Source organism: Synechococcus sp. CCAP 1479/9, assembly GCF_019038535.1.
Taxonomy (GTDB): Bacteria; Cyanobacteriota; Cyanobacteriia; order PCC-6307; family Cyanobiaceae; genus Cyanobium.
In genome coordinates this window covers 351785-376367 of the sequence record NZ_JAFKRK010000016.1, presented here as the reverse complement: position 1 = coordinate 376367, position 24583 = coordinate 351785, and the positions used below count along the sequence as shown (strand labels likewise).

At 72.6% G+C, this 24583-nt stretch carries 25 protein-coding genes; 9 read left to right on the top strand and 16 right to left on the bottom strand.

Translation table 11 applies throughout. From position 1 onward, the window contains the following. Positions 1-3: 3 nt before the first annotated feature. On the bottom strand, positions 4-393 hold the full coding sequence (locus tag KUG38_RS06120; protein ID WP_216919866.1) for a DUF6970 domain-containing protein: 390 nt from the start codon (positions 391-393) through the stop codon (positions 4-6). Between the two features lie 78 nt (positions 394-471). Between KUG38_RS06120 and KUG38_RS06115 the strand changes: the two genes are divergently transcribed. Beyond that, complete coding sequence (locus KUG38_RS06115) at positions 472-963, top strand: nucleoside deaminase (protein ID WP_216919864.1); 492 nt, start codon at positions 472-474, stop codon at positions 961-963. A 29-nt stretch (positions 964-992) separates the two neighbouring features. Here KUG38_RS06115 and KUG38_RS06110 read toward each other — a convergent pair whose 3' ends face one another. Together KUG38_RS06110 and KUG38_RS06105 are read right to left on the bottom strand one after the other, a co-directional pair. Continuing rightward, entirely contained in the window at positions 993-1655 is a 663-nt protein-coding gene (locus KUG38_RS06110) for a putative antibiotic biosynthesis monooxygenase (protein ID WP_216919862.1), read from the bottom strand. A 31-nt stretch (positions 1656-1686) separates the two neighbouring features. Beyond that, positions 1687-2529 carry a DUF1350 family protein gene (locus tag KUG38_RS06105; protein ID WP_286195659.1) on the bottom strand — a complete coding sequence of 281 codons (843 nt, stop codon included), beginning with the start codon at positions 2527-2529 and terminating at the stop codon, positions 1687-1689. Between the two features lie 303 nt (positions 2530-2832). On the opposite strand from KUG38_RS06105, the gene KUG38_RS06100 reads away from it, so the two are divergent. After that, a complete protein-coding gene (locus KUG38_RS06100; protein WP_216919859.1) occupies positions 2833-3387 on the top strand; it encodes a hypothetical protein in 555 nt (184 codons plus the stop codon). A 21-nt stretch (positions 3388-3408) separates the two neighbouring features. On the opposite strand, the gene KUG38_RS06095 is transcribed toward KUG38_RS06100, so the two are convergent. Together KUG38_RS06095 and KUG38_RS06090 are read right to left on the bottom strand one after the other, a co-directional pair. Beyond that, positions 3409-4953 (bottom strand): PhnE/PtxC family ABC transporter permease, encoded by a 1545-nt coding sequence (locus KUG38_RS06095; RefSeq protein ID WP_216919858.1) that lies wholly within the window; start codon positions 4951-4953, stop codon positions 3409-3411. Further along, positions 4950-5720, bottom strand: coding sequence for an ATP-binding cassette domain-containing protein (locus KUG38_RS06090; RefSeq protein WP_216919857.1), 771 nt, complete (start codon positions 5718-5720; stop codon positions 4950-4952). Before KUG38_RS06090 ends, KUG38_RS06095 begins: the two co-directional genes overlap by 4 nt. A 152-nt stretch (positions 5721-5872) precedes the next feature. Here KUG38_RS06090 and KUG38_RS06085 point away from each other — a divergent pair, with 152 nt between their 5' ends. The 3 genes from KUG38_RS06085 (at position 5873) to KUG38_RS06075 (ending at position 7954) form a co-directional block, all read left to right on the top strand. Next, the gene (locus KUG38_RS06085) at positions 5873-6244 is read left to right on the top strand and encodes a DoxX family protein (RefSeq protein ID WP_216919856.1); all 372 of its coding nucleotides are present in this window, start codon (positions 5873-5875) and stop codon (positions 6242-6244) included. A gap of 91 nt (positions 6245-6335) precedes the next feature. Then, positions 6336-7244, top strand: coding sequence for a cation diffusion facilitator family transporter (locus KUG38_RS06080; protein WP_216919855.1), 909 nt, complete (start codon positions 6336-6338; stop codon positions 7242-7244). A 44-nt stretch (positions 7245-7288) separates the two neighbouring features. Then, positions 7289-7954, top strand: coding sequence for an SDR family oxidoreductase (locus KUG38_RS06075; RefSeq protein ID WP_216919854.1), 666 nt, complete (start codon positions 7289-7291; stop codon positions 7952-7954). A gap of 15 nt (positions 7955-7969) precedes the next feature. On the opposite strand, the gene KUG38_RS06070 is transcribed toward KUG38_RS06075, so the two are convergent. Both KUG38_RS06070 and KUG38_RS06065 read right to left on the bottom strand, forming a co-directional pair. Beyond that, positions 7970-9100: a ChaN family lipoprotein gene (locus KUG38_RS06070; RefSeq protein WP_216919853.1), complete on the bottom strand. Its 1131-nt coding sequence runs from the start codon at positions 9098-9100 to the stop codon at positions 7970-7972. A gap of 68 nt (positions 9101-9168) precedes the next feature. Further along, positions 9169-10116: a putative selenate ABC transporter substrate-binding protein gene (locus KUG38_RS06065; protein ID WP_216919851.1), complete on the bottom strand. Its 948-nt coding sequence runs from the start codon at positions 10114-10116 to the stop codon at positions 9169-9171. A 105-nt stretch (positions 10117-10221) separates the two neighbouring features. On the opposite strand from KUG38_RS06065, the gene mnmH reads away from it, so the two are divergent. Further along, a complete protein-coding gene (gene mnmH, locus KUG38_RS06060; RefSeq protein ID WP_216919850.1) occupies positions 10222-11262 on the top strand; it encodes a tRNA 2-selenouridine(34) synthase MnmH in 1041 nt (346 codons plus the stop codon). Here mnmH and selD read toward each other — a convergent pair. The 5 genes from selD to KUG38_RS06035 are packed head-to-tail and all read right to left on the bottom strand — an operon-like array spanning position 11219 to position 17444. Then, positions 11219-13345: a selenide, water dikinase SelD gene (selD, locus tag KUG38_RS06055; protein WP_216919849.1), complete on the bottom strand. Its 2127-nt coding sequence runs from the start codon at positions 13343-13345 to the stop codon at positions 11219-11221. The two genes, mnmH and selD, sit on opposite strands and share 44 nt — an antisense overlap. Continuing rightward, entirely contained in the window at positions 13342-15054 is a 1713-nt protein-coding gene (gene sulP / locus KUG38_RS06050; protein WP_216919848.1) for a sulfate permease, read from the bottom strand. Before sulP ends, selD begins: the two co-directional genes overlap by 4 nt. Positions 15055-15073: 19 nt before the next feature. Beyond that, entirely contained in the window at positions 15074-15409 is a 336-nt protein-coding gene (locus KUG38_RS06045; RefSeq protein WP_216919847.1) for a hypothetical protein, read from the bottom strand. A gap of 44 nt (positions 15410-15453) precedes the next feature. Then, positions 15454-16884 carry a glycoside hydrolase family protein gene (locus KUG38_RS06040; RefSeq protein ID WP_216919846.1) on the bottom strand — a complete coding sequence of 477 codons (1431 nt, stop codon included), beginning with the start codon at positions 16882-16884 and terminating at the stop codon, positions 15454-15456. Further along, a complete protein-coding gene (locus KUG38_RS06035) occupies positions 16884-17444 on the bottom strand; it encodes a hypothetical protein (RefSeq protein WP_216919845.1) in 561 nt (186 codons plus the stop codon). Before KUG38_RS06035 ends, KUG38_RS06040 begins: the two co-directional genes overlap by 1 nt. A gap of 116 nt (positions 17445-17560) precedes the next feature. Between KUG38_RS06035 and katG the strand changes: the two genes are divergently transcribed. Together katG and KUG38_RS06025 are read left to right on the top strand one after the other, a co-directional pair. Beyond that, entirely contained in the window at positions 17561-19783 is a 2223-nt protein-coding gene (katG, locus tag KUG38_RS06030) for a catalase/peroxidase HPI (protein ID WP_216919843.1), read from the top strand. A 5-nt stretch (positions 19784-19788) separates the two neighbouring features. Beyond that, positions 19789-20775: a ubiquinone biosynthesis protein COQ4 gene (locus tag KUG38_RS06025; RefSeq protein WP_216919842.1), complete on the top strand. Its 987-nt coding sequence runs from the start codon at positions 19789-19791 to the stop codon at positions 20773-20775. Here KUG38_RS06025 and KUG38_RS06020 read toward each other — a convergent pair. The 3 genes from KUG38_RS06020 to KUG38_RS06010 are packed head-to-tail and all read right to left on the bottom strand — an operon-like array spanning position 20738 to position 23662. Next, positions 20738-21973: an alpha/beta hydrolase family protein gene (locus tag KUG38_RS06020; RefSeq protein WP_216919840.1), complete on the bottom strand. Its 1236-nt coding sequence runs from the start codon at positions 21971-21973 to the stop codon at positions 20738-20740. The genes KUG38_RS06025 and KUG38_RS06020 overlap by 38 nt on opposite strands. A gap of 56 nt (positions 21974-22029) precedes the next feature. Then, positions 22030-23319 carry an RNA polymerase sigma factor gene (locus tag KUG38_RS06015; protein WP_216919838.1) on the bottom strand — a complete coding sequence of 430 codons (1290 nt, stop codon included), beginning with the start codon at positions 23317-23319 and terminating at the stop codon, positions 22030-22032. A 1-nt stretch (position 23320) separates the two neighbouring features. Continuing rightward, complete coding sequence (locus KUG38_RS06010) at positions 23321-23662, bottom strand: YciI family protein (protein ID WP_190610140.1); 342 nt, start codon at positions 23660-23662, stop codon at positions 23321-23323. Between the two features lie 118 nt (positions 23663-23780). On the opposite strand from KUG38_RS06010, the gene grxC reads away from it, so the two are divergent. Then, entirely contained in the window at positions 23781-24047 is a 267-nt protein-coding gene (grxC, locus tag KUG38_RS06005; protein ID WP_216919836.1) for a glutaredoxin 3, read from the top strand. On the opposite strand, the gene KUG38_RS06000 is transcribed toward grxC, so the two are convergent. Then, the gene (locus KUG38_RS06000; RefSeq protein ID WP_216919833.1) at positions 24044-24493 is read right to left on the bottom strand and encodes a VOC family protein; all 450 of its coding nucleotides are present in this window, start codon (positions 24491-24493) and stop codon (positions 24044-24046) included. The genes grxC and KUG38_RS06000 overlap by 4 nt on opposite strands. Positions 24494-24583: the final 90 nt, after the last annotated feature.

Sequence of the window (24583 nt, the reverse complement as noted above, 5' to 3'; positions counted from 1 at the left end):
CGATCACCGCGGATCGCGCCAGAGCAGCAGACCCTCCCGGCGCAGCCCATGGAAATCGCCGGCCCGGCCATCACCCTGGCCGGTGAGGCCCCCGTCCGGGGCGCCGATCACCCGGCCCTCGGCATCGAAGAGCGTGCTCATCTGGTCGCAGCACTGGGGCGGCAGGTAGTACACCACCTGGCCCCGGTAGCGGTAGCGCCACACGGTCTGGGGCGGGTTGCCCGGCGGCTGGGCCTTCAGCTGGCCGATCAGCCGCTGCAGCCACGGCGGAGCGGCGGGGGAGGCCAGGGCGCCCCAGGTGGGGGCGATCACCGTCAGGGCACCCACCACCAGGGCGGCGGCGGCCAGGCCCGCCCCCCGCACAGGCCCGCACCGGTCGGCAGTCCTTGCCATCGGCGGCCCCAGGCGCGATCTCGAAAGGGAGGCTGCCACGGCCGGCGCGGCTACGGTGGGGCCTGCGGAGGAAGGTTCATGGCTGCAGCGACGCCGGACCACGAGACCTTCATCCGCCAGGCGATTCAGCTGTCACGAAAAGCCGCCATCGATTACGGCACCGGCGGGGCCTTCGGGGCGGTGATCGTCAGGGATGGCGTGGTCATCTCCCAGGGGATGAACCGTGTCGTGGCGAGCCACGATCCCACCTGGCACGGCGAGATGGAGGCCATCCGGCTGGCCTGCATCACCCTGCAGAGCTTCAAGTTGCCCGGCTGCATCCTCTACACCTCCGCCGAGCCCTGTCCGATGTGCATGGCCACCTGCTACTGGGCCGGCATCGAGGAGGTGTATTACGCCGCCACCGTGGAGGACGCCCTCGAATACGGCGACTTCGACGATCGTCCGATCTACGAGCAGCTGGCCCTGCCGAAGGAGCAGCGCTCGATCCGGCTCACCCAGGTCCTGAGGGAGGAGGCGGTGGAGGTCTGGAAGGAGTACCAGGCCAGGCCCGATCGGGTTCGTTACTGAGACCCCCGCGGCCCAGAGGGGAAGGGCGCTCAGGTGCTGGTGGCGGGCAGGGCCCGGAACAGCAGCAGCAGCAGCCCCAGGCTCGCCAGGATCGCCGTGAGCGTGAGCCGCTGGCCACGCCGGCTGCCGGTGCCCTCCAGCCACGGCCGGCACCGCCGGCTCACCCAGGGCACCAGCCACCAGCCGGTGAGGGCCACGCTGCAGACATTGGCCAGCAGCAGGCCGCTGGGACCATCCAGCGGCAAGGGCCGGAGCAGCACCCGCAGCACCTCCACGGTGGGATAGAGCACCAGCAGCACCAGCAGGTTCACCTTCCAGACGGGCACCCGGCGGCGCACCGCTTCCCCCAGCCAGCGGGCATAGCCGTCCCAGTCGCCGTTCCCCGCGTAGCGGTAGCCGCCGCGCTCGGCCGGGTTGAGCAGGTTCCGCCGCTCCGGGCTGTCCATCCAGCCCAGGAAATCGGCCAGGCTGGCGAAGGTCAGCGACGATTCGTAGAGCAGCTCGCCGCTGTCGGCCTGGCCCAGGGGGTTGGGCAGGCTCTCTTCGACGAAGCCCGGGTAGCCGCGGGCCGCGGTCCGCAGCCGTTCCTCCAGCTCCAGGAAACCGGTTCGGGCCGCCGGCGCGACGCGATGCAGGAACCGGTAGTGGAAGGGTGGGCCAGGGGCGTCGGGACTGGGTCGCGTCGGGGGCATCGCAGCGGCACCGGGGCCGGCTCACCTTGGGTCATCCTCCCGGGGAGTGCCACGCGGGCTCCTGGCTCAACCAGTCGCTGACGGCGGCAACCACCTCCAGATCCGTGTGGCCGAAGCCCATGATCGCCAGGTGGTCGCGCGGTTCGAGCTGGATCAGGTGGCGAAGCCGCGGACCCAGGAGGCGCACGAAGGACGCCACCGTGCCGGCCGCCAGCTGGCTGCCGAAGCCAGCGATGGAGGTGAGATGGAACAGGGGCGAGTTCTCGACGATGCAGAAGCTTTCCGACCGTGACGGCAACACCCGGACCCAGTGCGCCAGCAGCTTCTGCAGCCATGGCAGGGGAACGGCGTCCGCCAGGTCGGCCATGACCGGATCGAGGAGCAGGGTGGGCTGGTTGTGGAGCGACTGGTGATCGAGGGGCTCCGATGACAGGGCCGCGATCAGCCTGCGGGCCTGGTCGGCGCCGACACAATCGGCGAGGGATCGCTGCAGGCCGTCGAGCTCCAGATCGCTGAGCAGCTCCAGCAGGGTCAGGTACTTGCAGCCGAGGCTGTGGCCGATCCAGGTGAAGGGCCGCCAGTCGATGTAGGGCTCAGGCGAATGGCCGAGCCGGATGGCCAGCTCGGCGAGCTCCCGGCGCAGTTCGTCCTGATAGGCGACCAGGCTGAGGGCGATGGACCAGTGGCGGAACGAAAAGCGGAACGGCAACGCCACCACGGAATAGCGCTGGGCATGGAGAAGGGACAGGAACCTTCGATAAAAGACGGTGGGAAAGGTGCCGAAGAAGGCACCGCCCAGGAAGACGACCACACCTCTGGGCCGGGGATGGAGGGCAGCCCAGCAGAAATGGAGCGGCTGAAAGTGAAGGGACATCGGTGGCGCGCGATGGGAGATATCTAGGCCCTTGCGACAGGACGACAAGCGTCCCCAGTTCCATGCATTTCGCATCGAAGCGACAGACCCATGTCATCTCGAACACACGGAAGTGCGATCGATACAAAGCATGTAGCCGCAGCAGATTTTGCCTGGAAAGTTGATGCATAGTGCTTCCACAGGCAGGCCCTCGCAGCCAGGTCCATGGCCTTCGCCAGGATCCATCGTCATTGCCAGGATTGACTTTGTCGGGTGCTGAGGATCTCCCCTGCCTGCGATTGATTTCCATCACCGAGCAACCCCATGGCCATCATTTCCACCTTCGAACTGCTTGCCAAACCCCAGCTCCCCACCGGCATCCCGGACCCGATCGCCAGCCTCAGCCGCAATGTGATCATCGGCTACTTTCTGACGATCTCGAACACCAGCCTCACGGATCTGCTGCTGTCGGTGGTCTTCACGGCCCGCACCAATTCCAGTTCCGGGCTGGAAGGCAGCATTTCCTTCCTTGACACGTCCGGCACCAACATCGCCGGCAGCCTCGAGCCGACGTCGACGGCCAACAAGTTCCGCTTTTCACCCCTGAGTCTGCCCGCCTCGGCCACCGCCCAGCTCCTGGTGCAGCCAACGCCCGACAAGGTCGAGTCCCTGGATTACGAGGTCAGGGGGTACGTCGAACTCTCCCTCTCTTCGTTGTCCGGCTCCCTCACGAACATCCCCCTGCAGGTGAGTGCGGAGCAGCGTGGCACCTTCTTCGCCGATCTCAAGGGCGCCACCCTGGCCGACAAGGGGCTGGACCAGGTGGCCTGGGCGCTGCCGGTGCCGGATGGGGGCCGCGTCCTGCTGAGCAGCACCTGAGCCGACGCCGCGGGCGGCCCCTCAGGCCGCCCGCAACCAGCGGTGCCGGGCCCGGTCGCTGAGGTCCTCGCCGGCCAGCGTGAGCAGGGCGTAGACCGCCACCAGCGCCAGCAGCTGGTCCCAGGCGAAGGAGCTGAGGCTTTCCAGCAGCTGGCTGCCCAGCCCGGTCGCCCCCACCAGCCCCACCACCACCGATTCCCGCAGGATCACATCGGCCCGGTAGGCGCCGTAGGCCAGGTAGGGGCGGGCCAGGGCGCTGAAGCGGCCGTAGAGCAGGGCCAGCCGCGGCCCGCTGCCGGCGCAGGCCAGGGCCTCCTCGGCCGCCGGGTCGGTGGCGTCGGCGCTCTCCAGCAGCAGCCGTCCCAGCACCCCCAGGTTGTGGAACCCCAGGGCCAGGGCGGCGGTGATCACCCCCGGCTGCAGCACGAACAGCAGCAGCAGGGCCGTCAGCGGCGGCGGCCAAAGCCGCCCCAGGGCCCACAGCAGCCGCAGCCCCTGCCGGGCCCAGCCCACCGGCGCCGCGACGAGCAGCAGCAGCGGCGCCAGCCCCACCGCCAGGCTGGCCGCCAGGGCGGTGAGCAGCAGGGTGCCGCCCACCAGCCGCGGCCAGGGGAGGGCCGCGGTGGCGGCCCAGTCGCCAGCGCCCAGGCCGGGCAGGGGCTGCCAGTTGAGCAGGGCCGCCGGATCCACCCCCAGGCCGCGACCCACCAGGAGGCAGAGGGGCAGCAGGGCCGCCAGGGCCAGCAGCATCTCGCGGCTGCGTTCGCCCACCCTCCGCCGGGCCAGCACGAACCGGCCGGGCACCAGCCAGCGACGCCGCAGCAGGCTGATGCCCGTCTCCAGGGCGAGCATCACCGCCAGCAGCAGCCACAGGCCGCTCCACAGTTCATGGAACTCCAGCGACTGCAGCGTCAGCTTGAGGTCGGTGCCCAGGCCCCCGAGGCCGAACACCCCCAGCAGGGTGGCGCTGCGCAGGGCGCACTCCAGCCGGTAGCCGCCGTAGCTGAGCACCCCGGGCAGCAGGGCCGGCCCCAGAGCGGTGAGCAGGGCCGCCGGGGCCGGGGCGCCCGCCGCCCGCAGGGCCTCCAGGCCGGTGGTGGGCAGGGCATCGAGCAGGTCGGACAGCACCCGGGCCACCAGGGCGCCGAAGGGCAGGGCGATCGCCAGCACCGCCACCGCGGGCTGGAGCCCCACCAGCTGGAGCAGCAGCAGCCCCCAGATCAGCTCATGGATCGCCCGGGGCAGGGCCAGCAGGCGGCGGATCAGCTCCGCCGGCATGGTGCTGCCCGTCAGGGTGCGCCACACGGTGCGGGAGCTGCACGCCCCCAGCAGCAGGCCGAGCACCAGGCTGCCCGCCCAGCCCAGCAGGGCCATGCCGACCGTCACCCCCAGCCCCTTCAGCAGCGAGGCGAGCACCACCGGATCCAGCGAGGGCGTCACCGCCGCCAGCGCGAAGGTGCCGATCAGCTCCCAGCCACCCCCGTGCACCAGCGGCGGCAGCAGGACGGCCAGGGGCACCAGCACCAGGGCCGGCAGCAGCATCAGCAGCGGCGGCGCCGGTTTCAAGGGCTTACGCCGGGCGGGGTGCCCCCGTAGAGATCCGCCAGCAGGCCCTCGCTGACCTGCCCCACCGGCCCGTCGAACAGCACCCGGCCGTCCTTGAGGCCCACGGCCCGATCGAAACCGTCGAGCAGGTCGGGGCGGTGCAGGCTCAGCAGCAGGGCCCGGGGGGCCACGGCCTGAGCCAGCAGCAGGGCCAGCAGCTCGCCGGCCAGGCGCGGATCGAGGCTGGCCAGGGGCTCATCAGCCAGCAGCAGGGTGGGCTCCTGGCGCAGCAGCCGGGCCATCGCCACCCGCTGGCGCTGGCCGCCGGAGAGGGCGGTCACCGGTTGCTCCAGCAGGGCAGGATCCAGATCCATCGCCCGCAGGGCCGCCGCGCAGGCCTCGGTGTCCAGCGGCAGCAGCAGGTTGAGCAGGGCCCGGGGCCAGCCCCAGCGGGCCAGGCGGGCGGCGTTGAGGTTCTGCTGGACGGTCAGCTCCTCGATCAGGCGCAGGTCCTGCCAGAGGGTGCCGATGCGGGCCTGCTGGCGCCGCCGGCCGCGGCGGGAGCGGGCGGGGGGCTGGCCCTCCCAGAGCACCGTGCCCGCCGCCGGCGCCAGCAGGCCGTTGGCCACCGCCAGCAGGGTGCTCTTGCCGGCACCGCTGGCCCCCAGCAGCGCCACCCGCTCACCGGGGGCCAGGTCCAGGTCGACGTCCTCCAGCCGGGGCCGACCGCGGCCGGCCACACGGACACCCCGCAGCGCGAGCACGGCGGTGGCGGGGCCGGCGGCCATGGAGGGCGGGACGCACGTAGGTCCGCTCCAGATTGCCAGCCGTCAGGCCGGGGCCCCTGGCTCGTCCGGCCGCCGGGGCCCCTGGCTCGTCAAGACCGGGGGAGCCCCAGCAGAATCACCCCATCGCCCCCGTCCTGCGCCCGCGGCCACCGATGACGTCCTCCAGCGGATCCAGGCCCTCCCTCCTCGATGGCATCGCGCGGGTGCTGCTGTGCCTGGTGTTCCTCCACGCGGTGATCGGCAAGCTGACCGGATTCGGCGCCGTGGCTGAAAGGATCGCCAGCCGGGGCATCCCCCTGGCGCCGGTGCTGCTGGCGGCGGCCGTGGTCCTGATGGTCGTGGGGTCGGTGCTGGTGATCAGCGGCGTCCGCTCCCGGCTCGGGGCGATCCTGCTGCTGCTGTTCCTGGTGCCCACCACCCTGCTGTTCCACAACGATGTGGCCGACCCCCAGGAGCGGATCCAGCTGCTCAAGAACCTCTCGATCATGGGGGGCCTGCTGCTGGTGGCCGAACGCCGCCCCTGAACGGGCCAAACCGCGACCCAACGCGGCGCCGTGGCCAGGCTGGGCGAGCATGGCCGGGCGGCATCCTTCCCCTGGCGACCGGTCCGATCCCATGGTCTTCGCGTCCCCCCGCTCCTACATCCTTCTATCGGTGGCGGCGGCCGTGGCCACCATCGTGCTCAAGACAGCCGCCTGGCGGTACACCGGCTCGGTGGGCCTGCTCTCGGATGCGATGGAATCCGGGGTGAACCTGGTGGCGGCCCTGGGGGCCTTCTGGGCCCTCAGCCTGGCGGCCAAGCCGGCCGACCGCACCCATCACTACGGCCACTTCAAGGCGGAGTACTTCTCCAGCGGCCTGGAGAGCGTGCTGATCGTGCTGGCGTCCGTGGCGATCATCCACGCCGCCGTGGGGCGGCTGCAGGCTCCTGAGCCCCTGGAGCAGCTGGGGCTGGGCATGGCCCTCTCCCTGGTGGCCACGGCGCTCAACGGCGTGGTGGCCTGGGTGCTGCTGCGGGCCTCCCGCCACTTCCACTCGATCACCCTGCGGGCCGACGCCCACCACCTGTTCACCGACGTCTGGACCTCCGCCGGCGTGTTGCTGGGGATCGGCCTGGTGAAGCTCACCGGCCTGACGATCCTCGATCCGCTGATCGCCATCGCCGTAGCCCTCAACATCACCCTCACCGGCTGGAATCTGCTGCGGGAGACGGCCACCGGCCTGCTCGACCGCTCGCTGCCCATCGACGAACAGGAGAAGCTGGAGGCCCTGCTGGCCTCCCACGAATCCGAGGAGATCCGCTTCCATGCCCTGCGTACCCGGGTGGCCGGATCTCGCCGCTTCGTCGCCCTCCACGTGCTGGTGCCGGGCGGCTGGACCGTGCAGGCCGGCCATGACCTCTGCGAGCGGCTGGAAGAGGAGATCGCCATCGCCCTCCCCCGCAGCGATGTGTTGACTCACCTGGAGCCGATCGAGGACCCCAGGGCCTGGGATGACCAGGGGTTCCGCTGGGAGGAGGGCTGAGCCCCATACGATCCAGCCAGCCGTCGCACCGCCACCCCGTCCCCATGGCCACCGTTCTGATCACCGGCACCAACCGCGGCATCGGCCTGGAGTACTGCCGCCAGCTCCAGGCCAGGGGCGACACGGTGGTGGCGGTCTGCCGCACCCCGTCGCCGGAACTGGAGGCCCTTGGCGTGCGCATCGAGGCGGGGGTCGACCTCACCGACGGGGCCGCCATCGACGCCCTGGTCGAACGGCTCGATGGCCTGCGCCTCGATGCCCTGATCCTCAACGCCGGGATCCTGGAATCCACCAGCCTGGGGGCCCTTGATGCCGAGAGCCTGCGGCGCCAGTTCGAGGTGAACGCCATCGCCCCCCTGCGGCTGACGCGGGCCCTGCTGGGCCATCTGGGCGAGGGCGCCAAGGTGATCCTGATGACGAGCCGCATGGGCTCGATCGACGACAACGGCTCCGGCGGCTCATACGGCTACCGGATGTCGAAGGTGGCGCTCAACATGGCCGGCAAGTCCCTGGCCATCGACCTGCGCCCCCGCGGCATTGCCGTGGCCCTGCTCCATCCCGGCCTGGTGAGCACCCGCATGACCGGCTTCAGCGCCCATGGCATCAGCCCCGAGGAGTCCGTGCGCGGCCTGCTGGCCCGCATCGACGCCCTCAGCCTGGAAACGAGCGGCACGTTCTGGCACGCCAACGGCCAGGTGCTGCCCTGGTAGGGCCGGTCCGGGCGCTCATGGGCCCGGCGCCAGTGGCAGGGCCAGCTGCAGCGGCAGGAGTCGGCCATCCCGTCGCAAGGTGAGGCCCAGGGGCCGGCCCGCCGGATGCGCGGCCACCCGCTCGATCACCTGGCGGGCGCTGCTCACCGGCTGGCCGTCGATCGCCGTGATCCCATCGCCGACCCGCAGACCGGAGCGCTCCGCCAGCGAGCCGGGGGCCACCTGGTGGATCTCCACCCGACCGGCGTGGGTTTCCAGGTACACCCCCAGCCGCAGGCCCGCCGGCGGTGGCGTCACCACCCCGTACACCGCCGTCGCCAGAGCCGGCTGCAGCGCCGCGCAGTCGAGGCTGTCCTCCCAGGGCAGCAACCAGGCTGCCTCCGCCAGGCCCAGGGCCCGCAGCTGATGGGGCACGCCGTGGCCCCCGGCCAGGTGGCCGTTGCCGATCAGGGCCACCACCGGGGCCCCGGGGCGCCGACGGCGCTGCTCGGCGATGGCCTCGGCCATGGCCCGGTCCCATAGCAGCTGGCTCTCCACGAAGCGGTTGAAGGAGGGATCCTCAAGGCCGGGCAGCCCCTGGCCGCTGCTGGGCACGAAGGGATGGTGCCGCCAGAGCCGGTGCAACTGGACCCGGTAGGCCGCGCTGGCCGGCGCCGGGCGTCCCACCCCCTCCCGCTCGCTGACGGGCACCGCCGCGAACCCCTCGGCCCGCACCCGCCGCACCAGCTGGCGCTCCACGTTCAGGGCCCGCAGCGGCAGCCGCCGGTCACGGGCGAAGCGCAGGATCGGCAGGTAGAGATCGGCGTCGTAGCCCCAGATGGCTGGCCAGTCGAGGGCGTCGAGGAAGGCGCGCTCCTCCAGGTCCCCGGCCACCCAGCGATTGAGCACCGGCTGCAGTCGGCGCGGCACCATCTCCAGACCGATGCTGAGGCCGGGGCTGCGCTCCTGCAGCGCCTGGAGTGTGGCCAGCTGCCAGCGGTGGTGGGCGGCGCTGTCATGGCGCTCCCCCAGCAGCACCACCGCACGCCGGGCCAGGCGGTCCAGCAGGTCGTCGGCCGCCACGGTCCGGGGACCGGCGGCGGTGGGCTCCACCCAGGCGCCGGCGGGCACACAGGCGCTGGCGACCGCGGGCCCGGGGGCCCCCAACAGGGCGGCCAGGCCCAGGGCCAGCCCGGCGGAGCGGGTCCCGCCGCGGTGCCAGCGGCCGAGGGGAATCAGCGGATCTTGCCGATCTGGCGGCCCACCTTCTCGATGTTGCTGTAGGCCGCCGCGTTGGCCGGGGTGAACCGCTGGGCGCCGAACAACGCCAGCACCTCCTTCTGCTTGGGATCGGTGGCGCGCCAGCTGAGGATCGCCGACCTCATCCTGGCGGTGAAGCCCTTGCCGAAGCGCTTGTCCAGATCGGGCTGGGCGAGCCAGTGGTAGTTGGCGTAGCCGGGGGTTTTCCAGATCGGCACCACCTTGGCGCGGTTGACCTTGCCCTCGCTGAGGCTGCTGCGCCAGACCTCTTCGCTGACGGCGCCGGCCTGGTAGGCGCCGCTCTGCACCAAGGCGATCGTGGCGTCATGGCTGCTGCTGAAACCGGGGGCACCGCCGGCGAAGTCGCTCAGCTTGACCCCGGCCTGACTCAGATAGAACTGGGGCATCAGGCGGCCGGAGGTGGAGCTCTCCGAGCCGAAGGTGAAGCGCTTGCCCTTCAGCTCCGCCAGCCCCTTGACGTTGCTGATCGGCTTGAGGCCGCTGCTGGTGTTGGCGATGAAGACGCTCTGGAACGACGCGTCGATGTCGCGCTGGGCGATCACCAGGGCACCGGGCTTCTGCAGGCGTGCCTGCACCCCCGTGAGACTGCCGAACCAGACCAGATCCAGGCCACCGGTGCGGAAGGCACTGACGGCGGCGGCGTAGTCGACCACCGGCACGTAGACCACCTTCACCCCCAGCTGACGGCTGAGTTCATTGGCCACCAGCGGGTAGAGCCGGTTGAGTGTCTCGGGCTTCTGGTCGGGGATGGCGCCGATGCGCAGCACCTTCTGGCTCTGCTGGGCCGCCGCCGGAGCCAGCAGGCCGGGGAGGGGGGCGGCGGGGGGCGCCAGCAGGGGCAGCAGCGCCAGCGACACCCCCATCAGGGCGGCGCTGGCGGTGGCGCGGATCCGGAGAAGCATCGGGCTCGGGCAGGGGGTAGACCGTTGCTCCACTATGGCCATCAGGTGGGTGCCGGCCCGCGGCCTTCGTCCTCGCCAGGCGCCCCCGTCCCAGCCGCGAGCCCCATGGCGCCCTGCCTTCCCATCGATGCGTTCCTGGCGGGGGGTGGCGCGCTGCTCGATGTGCGCACGCCGGCCGAATTCCACCAGGGCCACATTCCCGGGGCCGCCAATCTGCCCTTGTTCAGCGATGGGGAGCGGGCCGAGGTGGGCACCCTCTACAAGCAGCAGGGCCGCCAGGCCGCCGTGCAACGGGGTCTGGCCCTGGTGGGGCCGCGCATGGAGGCCCTGGCCGCCGAACTGGTGGCCTGGAGCGAACGTTCGGCCGGGGCGCCCCTGCGGCTGCACTGCTGGCGCGGCGGCATGCGTTCGGGCAGCGTCGCCTGGCTGGCCCAGCAGCTGGAGCTGCCGGTGCTGCTGCTGGAGGGGGGCTACAAGAGCTACCGGCGCTGGGTGCTGGAGCTGTTCGAGCGGCCCTGGCCCCTGCAGCTGATGGGGGGGCGCACCGGCAGCGGCAAGACCGAGCTGCTGCTGGCCCTGCAGGCGCTGGGGGCGGCGGTGGTGGATCTGGAGGGGCTGGCCCACCACCGCGGCAGCAGCTTCGGCGGGCTCGGCCTGCCGGAGCAGCCCAGCAGCGAGCACTACGAGAACCGACTGGCCGCCGCCCTGGCCCCCCTGGCCGGGGCGGGACAGATCTGGCTGGAGGCCGAGAGCGCCATGGTGGGCCGCTGCCGCATTCCCGCCGGGCTGTGGCGCCAGATGAAGGCCGCGCCGGTGCTGGCGGTGGAGCGGCCCCTGCAGGAACGGGTGGACCACCTGGTCGAGATCTACGGCGCCCAGGATCCCTTCGCCCTGGCGGAGGCCACCCGGCGCATCGCCAAGCGGCTGGGGCCCCAGCGCACCGCCCTGGCCCTGGAGGCGATCGAGCGGGGCGACTGGGCCACCGCCTGCCGTCAGATGCTCGACTACTACGACCGCTGCTACGACCACGACCTGGACGGCCATGCCTGCTCGGCGGTGGATCTGGGTGGTCTGGGGGCGCCGGAGGCGGCCGGGGAGCTCATCAGCCGGGGGCTGGTGACGTTGCGGCAGCCGCCCGCCGGCTGACCACCCGCCCGATCAGGCGAGCCTCGGGGAAGCCGGCCTGATGCAGGGCCGCCAGGGCCGCCGGCGCCTCAGCCGCCGGCAGCGCCGCCAGCAGCGGTCCGCAGGTCTGGGGGTCGATCAGCAACCCCGCCAGCCCACCGCTCCCCGCCCCCACCAGCCGCACGGGCCCCTCCAGCAGGGCCAGGGCGTCGGCGTTGGCGGGGGCCAGGGTGCTGGCGAGGCCCCGCTCCAGCAGCTCCAGGGCGCCGGGCCAGGAGGTAATGGCGGCGGCTTCCAGCTCCACCGCCACCCCCGCGCCGGAGGCGTCCAGCATCTCGCCGAGGTGGCCCAGCAGGCCGAAGCCGGTGATGTCGGTGCAGGCGCGGCAACCGTGGGCGGCCAACAGCGGCACCAGGGGCGCCTGGCTGTGCTGCATCCCCTCCAGCAGCGCCTCCAGCCAGGAGGGTGCGGCGGCGCCGGCCATGGCGGCGGCGAACAGCACGCCGCTGCCCAGGGGCCGGCTCAGCACCAGAACATCGCCGGGCCGCAGCGGCCCCTTGCCCCAGTGGGTCGCCGGCGCCACCCGGCCGTTCACGGTCAGGGCCAGGGCCAGCCCCGCCCCGTCGCGGCCCTCCAGGGTGTGGCCGCCGACCAGGGCGGCGCCGAGGGGCTCCAGTACCGAACACACCCCGGCCAGGGTCTGCAGCAGCAGCTCCTCCTGGATGGCGGCGGCCGCCTCGGGCACCGTCACCAGGGCCTGCACGCTGTCCACGGCAGCCCCGCTGGCCCAGAGGTCGCTGCAGGCATGCAGGGTGGTGAGCCGCCCGTTCAGCCAGGGGTCATCCACCAGGGCGGGGAAGCCATCGACGCTCTGCAGCAACAGCTCGCCGTCGGCACCGCTGCCCACAACGGCCGCGTCCTCCACCGGCCGGCGCGGTCCGCCTGGGTCGAGCCGGGCCAGGGCGGCCGCCAGGGGGGCGGCTCCCAGCTTGGCGGCGCAGCCGCGGCAGGCCATGGCAGCCGCGGCCATGGGCTGGAGCGCGGCGAAGCGGGCCATGAAGGCCCGGTCGATGCGCTGCTTCCAGCGCCAGATCCAATGCGATGGCCCCAGGGCCACGGGCCCGTAGAACGCCAGGCCCCGGGGGCCAGCGGGGTGCCAGCCGCCATCGCCCAGCAGCTGCAGGGCCCGCGCCTGGGGCCTCCAGGGCTGCAGCGGCCCGGCGGGATCGGCCAGGCTGCGGCGCAGGTTCTCCGCCAGCACCGGCGCCGAACGCACCGCCCACACCCCCGAGGGGGGCCGGGGATCGGCGGCGATCAGGCCGCAGTCGCCGCTGGCGAACAGGGCCGGATGGCCGATCACCGCCAGGCTGGATTCGGTCAGCACCCGGCCGCTGCCGGGGTCCACCGGCAGGCCGGCGGCCGCCAGCCAGGCGGGGGCGCGGCTGCCGGTGCAGGCCAGATCGGCCGGGGCCTCCGCCGGCGCCCGTCGACGGATGGGGATGGCGGCCTGGGCCAGCAGCCGTTCACCGGCCCGGTTCGCCGCCTCCGAGCCCAGGTGCAGAGCATCGCCCCGCAGCAGCAGCTCGCAGGCCATCCCCCGGGCCCGGAAGGCCAGGGCCAGCTCCACAGCGGCGGCCCCGCCCCCCCGGATCACCAGGGGCTCGCCGGCACGGCGCCGCTCCGCCCAGGCCAGGAAGGGCTCCAGCGGCTTGACCGCCATCGCCCCCCCCGCTGACCATCCCGAGATGGCGGTCACGGCACCCAGATCGAGGCTGAGCCGGTCGAAGCGCAGGGGCGGACGGCCCGCCAGGCGCAGCTCCCGGGCCGCCGGGTCCAGCCCGGTGATCTCCGCCTGCACGAACGTCACACCCGCCAGGGTGCAGAGGCGGCGCAGGTCGATGGCGGCGGCCTCCAGGGGCTCGAGCCCCGCCACCACGGCGGGCAGCAGGCCCGAATAGAGGGCGGTGCCGTGGCGACTCACCAGGGTGATGCGGGTGCACGGCGGCCGGGTGTGGGGGCGCATCAGCCAGCGCCGCAGCACCAGCACGTGGCTGTGGCCGCCCCCCGCCAGGAGCAGCTGGTGGCGCTCGGGGGCGGTGGTCATGGGCTGGGCAACGGCGCCCCGGTCGTCCGGGCCTGGAAGGCCGCGATCGCCGTGGGGAGGGTGGGGAAGAACAGGCGCGGCCCGATGCGCTCCACCAGCCCGGCGCGCTCCAGCTGGCTGTAGAGCTCCTGCTTGACCCGCACCATGCCGAAGGTGATGCCCCGGGCGGTCAGCTCCTGCTGCAGCTCCTCAAGCACGTCGGCCGCGGTGATGTCGATCTCCACGATCGCCTCGGCGTTGAGCACGAACCAGGCCACCGGCTGGGACTCGGCGGCGATCGTCGCCAGCACCCGCTGGCGGAAGTGCTCGGCGTTGGCGAAACAGAGTGGGGCGTCAAAGCGGAACAGCACCAGGCCCGGGATCGTGCGCGCCCCCTCCCAGTCGCGCACGTCGTGCAGGCCCGCCAGCCGGGGCACGATCCCCATGACGGCGTCGTGGGGGCGCACCAGGCGGGCGAACAGATCGATCACCGACAGCCCCACCGCCAGGGCCACGCCGGTGAGCAGGTCGGTCAGCAGCACCCCCAGCAGCGTGATCAGGGCGAGGCGGAATTCACTGGGGCGGAAGCGCTGCAGCCGCAGGAACTCGGGGATGTCAATCAGGCGCAGGGCGGCATAGATGACGATCGCCCCCAGGGCCGCCGTGGGGAACAGGGCCAGCACCGGCCGCAGCCACAGCAGCACCGCCAGCACCATCGCCAGGGCCACCATGGAGAACAGCTGGGAACGGCTGCCGAGGGAATCGCCGATGGCGGTGCGGCTGCCGCTGCTGCTCACCGGGAAGCCCTGCATCAGCCCATTGCCCAGGTTGATGGTGCCCAGGGCCAGCAGTTCCTGGTTGGGATCGATGCGGTAGCCGCCCCGGGCGGCGAAGGCACGGGCCGTGAGCACGTTGTCGGAGTAGCCCACCAGGGCGATGCCCACCGCTGCCGTGAGCAGGGTCCGGAGCTGGTCGGGGGACACCGGCGGCGGCAGGGCCGGCCGGGGCAGACCGGCCGGGATGGCGCCGATCACCGCCACCCCCCGCTGCTCCAGGTGGCCCGCCGCCACCACCACCATCGCCAGCAGCACCGCCAGCAGGGGGCCCGGGGCCCGGGGGAAGCGCCGCTGCACCAGCAGCAGGAACACCAGCACCCCCAGGGCCAGCAGCAGGGTGGGCCGATGGATGTCCCCCAGCCGGCCCAGCAGCTCCACCAGCTGGCCCGGGAGCGAGGCGGCCTGGAGACGCAGGCCACTGATCCGCCCCAGCTGGCCGCCGATCATGATCAGGGCCACGCCCCCCAGGTAGCCCACCAGGATCGGCTTCGAGAGCAGATCGGCCAGGAAACCGAGCCGGGCCCAGGCGCCGGCGCAGCACACCAGCCCCACCAGCAGGGCCAGCAGGCTGCAGAAGCCGGCGTAGACGAGCGGATCCCCCGCCACCAGCGGCCCGACCGCGGCGGCCGTCATCACGGCGGTGGTGGACTCCGGCCCCACCGACAGCTGGGGGGACGAACCCAGCAGGGCATAGAGCAGCAGGGGCGGCAGGATCGCCCACAGCCCCGCCACCGGCGCCAGGCCGGCCACCTCGGCGTAGGCCATGCACTGGGGCACCAGGTAGGCCGCCACGGTCACACCCGCCAGCAGATCCGGCCGCAGCCAGCTGCGCTGGTAGGCCAGCAACCGTGCGAGGCCCGGCAGCACCACGGCCAGGCCCTGGCGCGGCTCCATCAGGGTCCCCCTTGGCGGCTCATTTCCGGCGGGGCGGCAGCACCTGGCTGGGGCACAGCTCCTTTTCCTCCTCGACGCCCTTCATGCCGGCGAGCACCCCCTCCAGATCGTCCTTCGTGGAGGCGTCGCCGCCGATCACGGCGAGCTGTTGCTTGGCCAGCTTGGCGCGGGTGGCGGTGGAGATGAAGCCGTCCTTTTCCAGGTTGCAGAGGGCGCTCATGTAGCCGGAGCCCACCCCCACCATCACCATGAACTCCTCCCGGGGGCTGAGTTCCCCACCCTGCTGCTGGGCCTCGGCGAGCCGCGGCGTGGCATCGAGAAGCGCCAGGAGCATCAGGGCGAAGGAGGTGGGCATGCCGGAGCCGTGGCGTTGCCGTCAGGGTAGGGGGGGTGCCCGGTTCAGGCCTCCTGGTACACCGACACGTAGACGGTTCCCTGCTCCACCAGCGGCAGCAGCTTGTCGCGCAGATCCTCGTTGTGCAGGCGCACGCAGCCCAGGGTGGCGTGCAGGGGCTGGCGGGGCGCCCAGGCCCCGGGCCAGCCGCAGGCGCTGCCGCCGCCGTGCACCATGATCCCGGCCCGGCCGAAACGCCGCTCCTGCATCTCCAGATCCTCCAGATCGAAGCTGTACCAGCCATAGCTGCGGCGATCATCGGAGTACGTGGGGCTGGGATCCTGCTCGTAGTCCCGGTAGACCTTCTTGGCGATGCGGTAGATCCCCGGCGGGGTGTCGGTGGAGGTGTCCCGGTACTGGTCCTCCCGGCCCTGACCGCGGGCCAGCGCCGGGATTTCCCAGAGCAGCCGGCCCTCCACGTCGTAGGCGCGGGCCGTCTCGCTGGCGTCGTTGACCACCACATGGCTGTCGGATCCGCTGAAGCCGAAGTCCCGGGGGGTCTTCCGGGGACCCACCAGCCCGGGAAGGTCGGCAGGGCGATCCGGGGCGGGGCGATCGGGGGCGGTGGCGGGTGGCGGGGCCGCAAGGGTCTTCGCCACCGGGGCAGGGCCGGCGGCCTCCTGCTTCAGCCGCTGCTCCCAGGCTTCGCAGTCGGCCGGGGTGCGGATCTCCCGCTCCGCCTGGGCGCAGGCCACGGCGGGCTCCATGCCGCCCCACACCAGCCCCTCGGCCCGGCGGCGGCGGCCCAGCCCCACCTCCACGGTCTCGCCGGGATTGCGGTAGAGCATCAGAGCCGCGGGAACGGCCGACCAGCGGCGCTCCCGCAGGTGGCGGTCGAGGGTGTCGTGGTAGCCATCCCCGTGGAAATGGGCGCCGTTGTTGTAGGCGAAGCTGCAGAGGGCGGCCCGCTGGCGATCCCCCATCTCCGCCCAGAGGGGGATCGTGGCCTCGAGCACCTTCCAGAAGCGCTCGCGGCAGTTGTGCTCGTAGAGCGCGTCGGCCTGCTCCTGGGTGATCACATCCCCCAGCCGGATCGGGGAGCCGTCCTGGTAGAAGGTGCTGCCCCAGCCGATCGTGATCGGTGCACCGCCGGTGCGGGGATCGGGGTAGGCCTGGAGCCGGCAGCCCTCGTAGTGGTGGTTGAGCTGGGCCACCTCCGGGGGCAGCACCCCCCCGCCGGATTCAGGCAGCCAGGCCTCATCGGGAATGATGAAGCGGGCGGGATTGAGGTAGCGCTGCTCGCCATCCGGCAGCGGCGCGGTGCCGCCGGGGCAGGTGTAGGGCCCCGCCAGCCGCGCGATCGCCAGGTCCGTGCCGGGGGCGGGACGCACCCAGGTGACGGCGATGCGGGAACCGGACGCCACATAGGAGTCGGCATCGGCGGCGGCGGGGCTAGGGCTGAGCCCCGCGTCCTGGCGGGCGGTGATGTAGGGCATCAGAGGCTGCCCCCCAGGCGGATCCGCTCCAGGGGGGTCAGGGCCGGCGCCGGCGGGGCGACGGGGGTGGCCGGGCTCACCTGGATGGGGGTGCGGCTGCGCTCGAGCTCGGCCCGCAGGCGCCCCAGCTCCTCCCGCAGCTGGCCCAGGCGTGGATCCTCCGCTGCGGTGGTGGCCGGGGCGCCGGCGGCGGCCGGGTCGGTGGCGGCGGCCAGGTCGGACCGGACGACGCCGAGCACCAGCTCCCGCAGGCCGGCGGTCCCCAGGGTCCCAAGCCGCTGCTCGGCGAACTTCTGCACCACCTTGGGGGCGAAGGCGGCGAGCAGGAAGGCGAAGGTGATGATCATCCCGGTGTCGTCCCGGGGTGGATAGGTGAGGGTGTCCTGCCCGGCTGCGTCCCGGCTGACCATCGGGGCGCTGCGCATCATCGTGATCGACCCGAAGGCGATCGACGCCAGCAGGGCCAGCAGACACATCAACCGCATGGCGGATCGGTTGCCGGGGGATTCCTCCAGAAACCCGGTCGTCGGTCCGGCGGCGGCACGGGCGGAGGTCGTCATGGGGGCACCGGGCGGCACGGGCTGAGCTCATTGTGGCCCGATCTCCCGGGAGCCCCCGCCGCTGCGGACCCCACGGAATTCCACGCCTACATTCAACGCAAACGCTGCAGCCGCCGATGGACGGAGTGCCCCCGCCGACCGGTGCCGACACCGGCGGGAAATGCCCCTTCCTGCACGGCACCCTCCGGGGCAGCACGGCCGGGGCCCGCTCCAACCGGGACTGGTGGCCGCGGCAGCTGAACCTGGCGGTGCTGCATCAGCACGGGCCCCTGTCGGATCCGATGGGCGGGGGCTTCGACTACGCCGCGGCGTTCCGCACCATCGACCTGGAGGCCCTGCGCCAGGACCTGTTCACGCTGATGACCACCTCCCAGGACTGGTGGCCGGCGGACTACGGGCACTACGGACCGTTCTTCGTACGCATGGCCTGGCACAGCGCCGGCACCTACCGCATCCACGACGGCCGCGGCGGCGCCGGCTCCGGCACCCAGCGCTTCGCCCCCCTCAACAGCTGGCCCGACAACGGCAACCTCGACAAGGCGCGGCGCCTGCTCTGGCCCATCAAGCAGAGGTACGGCAGCGCCCTGTCCTGGGCCGACCTGATCATCTTCGCGGGCAACTGCGCCATCGAATCGATGGGCCTGCCCACCCTGGGCTTCGCCGGCGGCCGCGAGGACGTCTGGGAGCCGGAGATCGACATCGACTGGGGCCCGGAGACCGAATGGCTGGGGGACAAGCGCTACAGCGGTGACCGGGAGCTGGAGGACCCGCTCGCTGCCGTGCAGATGGGGCTGATCTACGTGAACCCCGAGGGGCCCAACGGCGAGCCCGATCCCCTCGCCGCCGCCCGGGACATCCGGGAGACCTTCGCCCGCATGGCGATGGACGACGAGGAGACCGTCGCCCTGATCGCCGGGGGCCACACCTTCGGCAAGTGCCACGGCGCCGGCGACCCGGACCTGGTGGGGCCGGAACCCGAGGCGGCCAGCCTGGAGGAGCAGGGGCTGGGCTGGCGCAACCGCTTCGGCAGCGGCAAGGGGGACGACACGATCACCAGCGGCCTGGAGGGCGCCTGGACCGCCAACCCCGTGCAGTGGGACGGCGGCTACTTCGACAACCTGTTCGGCTACGAGTGGGAACTTGAGAAGAGTCCGGCCGGGGCCTGGCAGTGGCGGCCCACCGACCCGGCGGCGGCCGACACCGTGCCCGATGCCCACGACCCGTCGAAGCGCCACGCGCCGATGATGGCCACCACTGATCTGTCCCTGCGGGTCGATCCGGCCTACCTGGAGATCTCCCGCCGGTTCCATGCCAACCCCGACCAGCTGGGGGAGGCCTTCCGCCGCGCCTGGTTCAAGCTCGTCCACCGGGACATGGGTCCCCGCTCCCGCTACCTGGGCAGCCTGGCGCCGGACGAGGTGATGCTCTGGCAGGACCCGATCCCCCCAGTCGACCATCCCCTGGTGGATGCTGACGACATCGCTGCCCTCAAGGGGCGGGTCCTGGAGGCGGGGCTGCCCATCTCCCAGCTGGTGGCCACCGCCTGGGCCGCGGCCGCCAGCTTCCGCGGCTCCGACAAGCGCGGCGGCGCCAACGGCGGCCGGCTGGCGCTGGCCCCCCAGAAAGACTGGGAGGTGAACCAGCCCGCCAAGCTGGCCCGGGCCCTGGAGGCCTTCGAGACGATCCGCCAGGAGTTCAACGGCTCCCGCCACGACGGCAAGCGCATCTCCCTGGCCGATCTGATCGTGCTGGGCGGCTGCGCCGCGGTGGAGGAGGCGGCCCGCCGGGGTGGCCACGCGGTGACGGTGCCCTTCACCCCCGGGCGCATGGATGCCACCCAGGAGCAGACGGACGTGGCCTCCTTCGCCGTGCTCGAACCGAAGGCCGACGGCTTCCGCAACTACCTGCGGCCGGGCCTGCCGGCCTCCGCCGAGGAGCTGCTCATCGACAAGGCCCAGCTGCTCACCCTCACCGCCCCGGAGATGACGGCGCTGGTGGGGGGCCTGCGGGTGCTCGATGCCAACCACGGCAAGTCACGCCACGGGGTCTTCACCCACCGCCCCGAGACCCTCAGCAACGACTTCTTCGTGAACCTGCTGGACATGGGCACCACCTGGACGGCGACCTCCGAGGCGGAGGACAGCTTCGAGGGCCGCGACCGGCACACGGGTGATCTGAAGTGGACCGCCACCCGCGTCGACCTGATCTTCGGCTCCAACGCCCAGCTGCGGGCCATCGCCGAGGTGTACGCCTCCGCCGACGCCGGTGAGCGCTTCGTGGCCGCCTTCGTGGCGGCCTGGGGCAAGGTCATGGACCTCGACCGCTTCGAGCTCGCCTGAACGCCATGAACCCCCTGCTCTCCGCGCAACCGCCCCCGGAACGCCGCGAGGCCATCGGCCGGGCCGGCCTGGGCAGCCTGCTGGCGATCGCCGCCGAGGGCGGGCCACCCAGCCCCATGGCCCTGCGCACGATCACCGCCATCCGCGACCACCTGATCCGGCTGCCCATTCCGCTCGAGGAGCTGGAGCCCCTGACTCCGGAGCAGCTGGCGGCGGCGGTGCCGGAGCCCGAGTGGCGCGAGCGGATCCTGCGCGGCATGACCGTGCTGGCCCTGCTCGAGGACGACCCCGGCGCGGCCCGCCTGGCCCGGCTTGAGGCCACGGCCCGGGCGCTGGCGATCGATGACGCCCCGGTGCAGGCCTTCCGCCACGTGCTCGACCACCAGTTCAACCTGGTGCGCCTCGACATCATGCGGCGCGGGTTCCAGCGGGGGGCCGCCGCGGCCTACGTGCGCGATGAGGGCCCCGCCGGAGCCCTGCAGATCGCCCGCTCGATCCTGAAGCAGGAGGATCCCGCCCTCGCCCGCCGCTACCGGGCCCTGGCGCAACTGCCCCACGGCAGCCTCGGCCGGGCCTACCTGGCCTTCATCGATGCCAATGGCTTCAGCGTCCCAGGCGAGCTGGGTGGGCCCCCGCCCCCGGTGGTGCGCCATGACTGCTGCCACGTGCTCGGCGGCTACGGCACCAGCCCCAGCGAGGAGTGCGGCGTGCTCGGCTTCCAGGCCGGCTTCGGCAGCAACGACCCCTTCTTCACGATCCTGTTCGGCCTGGCCCAGTTCCAGCTGGGCATCGGCTCCACTCCGGTGACGGGGGCGGAAACCGGCCAGGCGGATCCGGAGGTGATCTTCCGCGGCCTGGAGCACGGCCTCGGTGTCACCCGGGACCTGATCAGCGACTGGGATCCCTGGGACGACTTCCCCCGGCCCCTGGAGGAGGTGCGTTTCCAGTACGGCATCAGACCGCGTCAGTCGGTGGGGGCTCCCCCGTCGTGATGACGAAGGGCCGCTCCGGCAGGGCCCCCAGCAGCTCCTGTGGCTGCACCTGCTCCCCGAACAGGGCCAGGGCCCCGGGCCAGAGATAGGCGGTGTTGTAGGCGTTGGCCCCGTGCTTCACCCCGCCGAAGAACTCGAACAGGGCGTCGTCGTAGAAGCGGGTGCAGGTGACGGCCTGGTTGTGGAAAGCGATCAGCGGCTGGTTGGAGCAGGAGAAGTAGATCGCCTTGGCCTGGCTGGCAATGGCGGAGAAGTTGGTCCCGCTTCCATCGATCGGGCCCACCCACTGGTCCGGCGGCACCAGGACGTCGGCGGCACCGTGCAGGATCGCCACCGGCTGGCAGAGCTGGGGGCCGGTCTCCTGGATCCGCAGGGGATTGGCGGTGAAGGGGGTGCCGAACAGCCTGAGCATGGCGATGACGAAGCGGGGGATGCCCATTTCCGACGCGGCGGCCGGATCGGCCACCACGATCACCCGCGGCCGGAAGCGGGCGGCCGGCTCATCGCGGAGCGCCCAGGGCAGGCTCAGGCTCAGCAGCCCGCCCAGGGAGTGGCCGAAGCCGTAGACCATGGGCTGGGCCTGCCGCCAGTGGGCGTAGGCCGGCTCCCTGGCCAGATCGTCCCAGCCCGCCTCCACCAGGGCCAGGGCCTGGGCCAGCCAGTCCTTTGGCGACGAAGTCAGGCTCGTGGCCACGGTCCAGAGCAGGTGGCTCAGGTTCTTGGCGTAGGTGCGCCGGAACCAGCCGATCACCACCAGGATCAGCTCGATCAGGAGCAGCGACAGCACCACCCGGCGCAGGTCCCCCAGCGCCTCCGGACCAGCGGCCGCACCCTGGGGCCGGACGGCGACGCGCAACGCCTTGCTCGTCCAGGGGCCCGCCTTGGGCACCTCCTGCCAGGTCGGCACGGGTTTCCCGGGGGCAGGAGAGGGGTAGTCACTGCACTGGAAATCCGGGAAGAACACGATGTATCCCTCGGCCGCCAGCGCCAACAGGTGGCTCTCGTAGAAGGAGGGCATGCACAGGGCAAAGCCGTGCAGGTAGAGCACCGCCCGCAGGGGCTGCTCCGCTCCGGCGGCGGCATCCGGCACGTACACCCGCAGGTAGTTGCCGTTCTCGTGGCAGCCCCGCTGCCAGATGGTGCACGCGTGCTCTTCGTCGCAGACGCAGGTCCATCCGGACGTGGTGGGCTGGCTCATCGGTTCAGGCGCAGCGGCGACGGACCATCCGCTGGCGGCGGCTGGGAAACGAGGCCTCAGGGACGCCCAGCATGCCGGCGATCACCGGGATCGTCAGGGAGCGGAGCCGAGGCCGGGGCCGCCGCGGCGGCCCGCTGGCCCAGGAACCCCCGCACCGCCGGATCGTCCGCCAGGGCGATGGCGCGCCGGTAGGCCTGCTGGGCCTCACCGGCCTGGCCGGTCCGCTGCAGCAGGTGGGCCCGCAGCGCCCACCAGGGCTGGTGCTCCGTCAGGGCCGGCTCGGCGGCGGCCACAGCGTCCAGTTCGGCCAGGGCGCCGGCGGGACCCGCCAGCTCGGCCAGCACGGCGATCCGGCTCACCTGGGCCCCCGCACTCGGGGCCAGGGCCAGCAGGGCGTCGTAGAGCCCCAGCAGGGCCGGCCAGTCGACCCTGCCGCTGACGGCACGGTGGGCATGGAGCGACTGGATCGCCGCCTCCAGCTGGAAGCGCCCGGGCTTCCCCGCCTGGGAGGCCTGGGTCAGGGCCGCCTCGGCTTCGGCGATCAGGGCGGCGTCCCACTGGCCCGGCTCCTGCTCCAGCAGCGGCACGTAGCTGCCGTCGGCGGCCCGCCGGGCCCCGTGGCGCGCCTCGCAGTGCAGCAGCAGGGCGAGCAGGCCGCCGGCCTCCGGCTCCTCGGGCAGCAGGGCGGCGCACAGCCGCGCCAGCAGCACCGCCTCCCGGGTCAGACCCCGGTCGCGGCCGTCGTCGCCCCCACCATTCCAGCCGGTGGTGTAGGCCGCGTAGATCGCCTGCAGCACCGCCGCCGAGCGGGCCGGCAGCGCCTCGTCGGGCGGCAGCACGAACGGAATGCCGGCGTCGCGGATCTTGGCCTTGGCCCGCACCAGCCGCTGGCCCATGGTGGCCGGCGCCACCAGGAAGGCCGCCGCGATGCGGCTGGCGGTGAGCCCCAGGACGGTCTGGAGCATCAGCGGCGCCTGGAGGCCCGGGTCGATCGCCGGGTGGGCGCAGAGGAACAGCAGCCGCAGCCGCTCGTCGGGAATCTCCATGGCGTTCTCCGAGGTGTCCGGATCCAGGCCGGGGGCCGCGGCGTCCAGCTCCGGCAGCAGCTGCTCCAGGGTCCGGTCGCGGCGGGCCCGGTCGATCAGGCGCCGTCGGGCCACCACCAGCAGCCAGGCTTCGGGGGCCCGGGGCACCCCCTCGACGGGCCAGCGCCGCAGGGCAGCGAGGAAGGCATCGCCCAGGGCGTCCTCCGCCGCCGCCACATCGCCGCAGTGGGCGGTGAGCCAGGCCACCAGCTTGCCGAAGGACTGTCGTGCCGCCAGTTCCGCCGCCCGCCGGCCCTCCATCTCAGTGGGCTTCCATGGCGAGCACGGGCCGCACCTCCACGGCGCAGCGCTCCGCCGCCGGACAGCGGGCGGCCCAGGTGAGGGCGGCGTCGAGGTCGGGCACATCGATCAGGAAGAAGCCGCCCAGCTGCTCCTTGCTGTCGGGGAAGGGTCCGTCCTGCACCTGCCGCTCCCCGTGGCGCAGGCGCACGGTGGTGGCGGTGTGGGCGGACTGGAGGGCCTCGCCGCCGGCCATGTGGCCGGCCTCGGCCAGGGCCTGGGAGTAGGCGGCGTAGGCCGGCATCAGGCCAGGACGGTCGGCGAAGTCCTGCTCGCTTTCGTAGATCAGAACGGCGTACTGCATGGTGGGGACTCGAAAGGTTGGTGGGGGACACACTCCCGAAGGGCCTGCGTCATCTCCATGACGGACGGCGGGCCGCCATTTCGACAGAATGGCCGCACCCGACTCATCCGTGCTCTCCATGCCCAAGGTCGAGATCTACACCTGGCGCTTCTGCCCCTTCTGCATCCGGGCCAAGCAGCTCCTCGACCGCAAGGGCGTGACCTACACGGAGTACGTGATCGACGGTGACGAGGACGCCCGCGACGCGATGGTGGCCCGGGGCAGCGACGGCCGGCGCTCCGTGCCCCAGGTCTTCATCGACGACACCCATGTGGGCGGCTGCGACGACCTCTACGCCCTCGAGCGCCAGGGCCGCCTGGATGCCCTGCTGGCCGTCGCCAGCTAGGGGGCGACGCCACCCTTCCATTCCGCCAGCTCCACGGTGATGCCCTCCGGCCCCCGCAGGAACACCAGCTTGCGGTGGTGGAACTCCATAACCCCGTTGCGGAGCTGGACGCCCCCGGCCTGCAGCCGAGCCACCGTGGCCTCCAGGTCGTCGACGGCGAAGCAGATGTGGTTGAACCCCACCCGGGCCAGGTTGTCCATGGCCGGCTCGGGCAGGGGGTCCGGGTGGCGGTAGTGCAGCAGCTGCACCTCCAGCCGCGGCGTGGCGCCGGCCAGCACGAGCGTCACGTGGTCCGCCACGAGGCCTTCCACCCCCATGTAGTCGGAAAACTGGGGCCCGCTGATCAGCACGGCCTTGTCCTCGACGAAGCCCAGCAGGCCGAAGAACTGCCGGGCTGCCACCAGGTCGCGAACGACGACGGTGACGTGGTCGAAATGCCGGATCATGGGCGCTGCCTCGCTCCGCGGCCGGCCCGATTCTCGCCGGGCCGACACGATCCGGAGGTAGCCCCAGGCCCCCCACCCGGGGATCCCAGC

Excerpts from the sequence above, each read along its gene's own strand:
- KUG38_RS06120 (WP_216919866.1), bottom strand. The coding sequence starts at position 393 with ATGGCAAGGACTGCCGACCGGTGCGGGCCTGTGCGGGGGGCGGGCCTG.
- KUG38_RS06115 (WP_216919864.1), top strand. The coding sequence starts at position 472 with ATGGCTGCAGCGACGCCGGACCACGAGACCTTCATCCGCCAGGCGATT.
- KUG38_RS06110 (WP_216919862.1), bottom strand. The coding sequence starts at position 1,655 with ATGCCCCCGACGCGACCCAGTCCCGACGCCCCTGGCCCACCCTTCCAC.
- KUG38_RS06105 (WP_286195659.1), bottom strand. The coding sequence starts at position 2,529 with ATGTCCCTTCACTTTCAGCCGCTCCATTTCTGCTGGGCTGCCCTCCAT.
- KUG38_RS06100 (WP_216919859.1), top strand. The coding sequence starts at position 2,833 with ATGGCCATCATTTCCACCTTCGAACTGCTTGCCAAACCCCAGCTCCCC.
- KUG38_RS06090 (WP_216919857.1), bottom strand. The coding sequence starts at position 5,720 with ATGGCCGCCGGCCCCGCCACCGCCGTGCTCGCGCTGCGGGGTGTCCGT.
- KUG38_RS06085 (WP_216919856.1), top strand. The coding sequence starts at position 5,873 with ATGACGTCCTCCAGCGGATCCAGGCCCTCCCTCCTCGATGGCATCGCG.
- KUG38_RS06080 (WP_216919855.1), top strand. The coding sequence starts at position 6,336 with ATGGTCTTCGCGTCCCCCCGCTCCTACATCCTTCTATCGGTGGCGGCG.
- KUG38_RS06075 (WP_216919854.1), top strand. The coding sequence starts at position 7,289 with ATGGCCACCGTTCTGATCACCGGCACCAACCGCGGCATCGGCCTGGAG.
- KUG38_RS06065 (WP_216919851.1), bottom strand. The coding sequence starts at position 10,116 with ATGCTTCTCCGGATCCGCGCCACCGCCAGCGCCGCCCTGATGGGGGTG.
- mnmH (WP_216919850.1), top strand. The coding sequence starts at position 10,222 with ATGGCGCCCTGCCTTCCCATCGATGCGTTCCTGGCGGGGGGTGGCGCG.
- selD (WP_216919849.1), bottom strand. The coding sequence starts at position 13,345 with ATGACCACCGCCCCCGAGCGCCACCAGCTGCTCCTGGCGGGGGGCGGC.
- sulP (WP_216919848.1), bottom strand. The coding sequence starts at position 15,054 with ATGGAGCCGCGCCAGGGCCTGGCCGTGGTGCTGCCGGGCCTCGCACGG.
- KUG38_RS06045 (WP_216919847.1), bottom strand. The coding sequence starts at position 15,409 with ATGCCCACCTCCTTCGCCCTGATGCTCCTGGCGCTTCTCGATGCCACG.
- KUG38_RS06040 (WP_216919846.1), bottom strand. The coding sequence starts at position 16,884 with ATGCCCTACATCACCGCCCGCCAGGACGCGGGGCTCAGCCCTAGCCCC.
- KUG38_RS06035 (WP_216919845.1), bottom strand. The coding sequence starts at position 17,444 with ATGACGACCTCCGCCCGTGCCGCCGCCGGACCGACGACCGGGTTTCTG.
- katG (WP_216919843.1), top strand. The coding sequence starts at position 17,561 with ATGGACGGAGTGCCCCCGCCGACCGGTGCCGACACCGGCGGGAAATGC.
- KUG38_RS06025 (WP_216919842.1), top strand. The coding sequence starts at position 19,789 with ATGAACCCCCTGCTCTCCGCGCAACCGCCCCCGGAACGCCGCGAGGCC.
- KUG38_RS06020 (WP_216919840.1), bottom strand. The coding sequence starts at position 21,973 with ATGAGCCAGCCCACCACGTCCGGATGGACCTGCGTCTGCGACGAAGAG.
- KUG38_RS06015 (WP_216919838.1), bottom strand. The coding sequence starts at position 23,319 with ATGGAGGGCCGGCGGGCGGCGGAACTGGCGGCACGACAGTCCTTCGGC.
- KUG38_RS06010 (WP_190610140.1), bottom strand. The coding sequence starts at position 23,662 with ATGCAGTACGCCGTTCTGATCTACGAAAGCGAGCAGGACTTCGCCGAC.
- grxC (WP_216919836.1), top strand. The coding sequence starts at position 23,781 with ATGCCCAAGGTCGAGATCTACACCTGGCGCTTCTGCCCCTTCTGCATC.
- KUG38_RS06000 (WP_216919833.1), bottom strand. The coding sequence starts at position 24,493 with ATGATCCGGCATTTCGACCACGTCACCGTCGTCGTTCGCGACCTGGTG.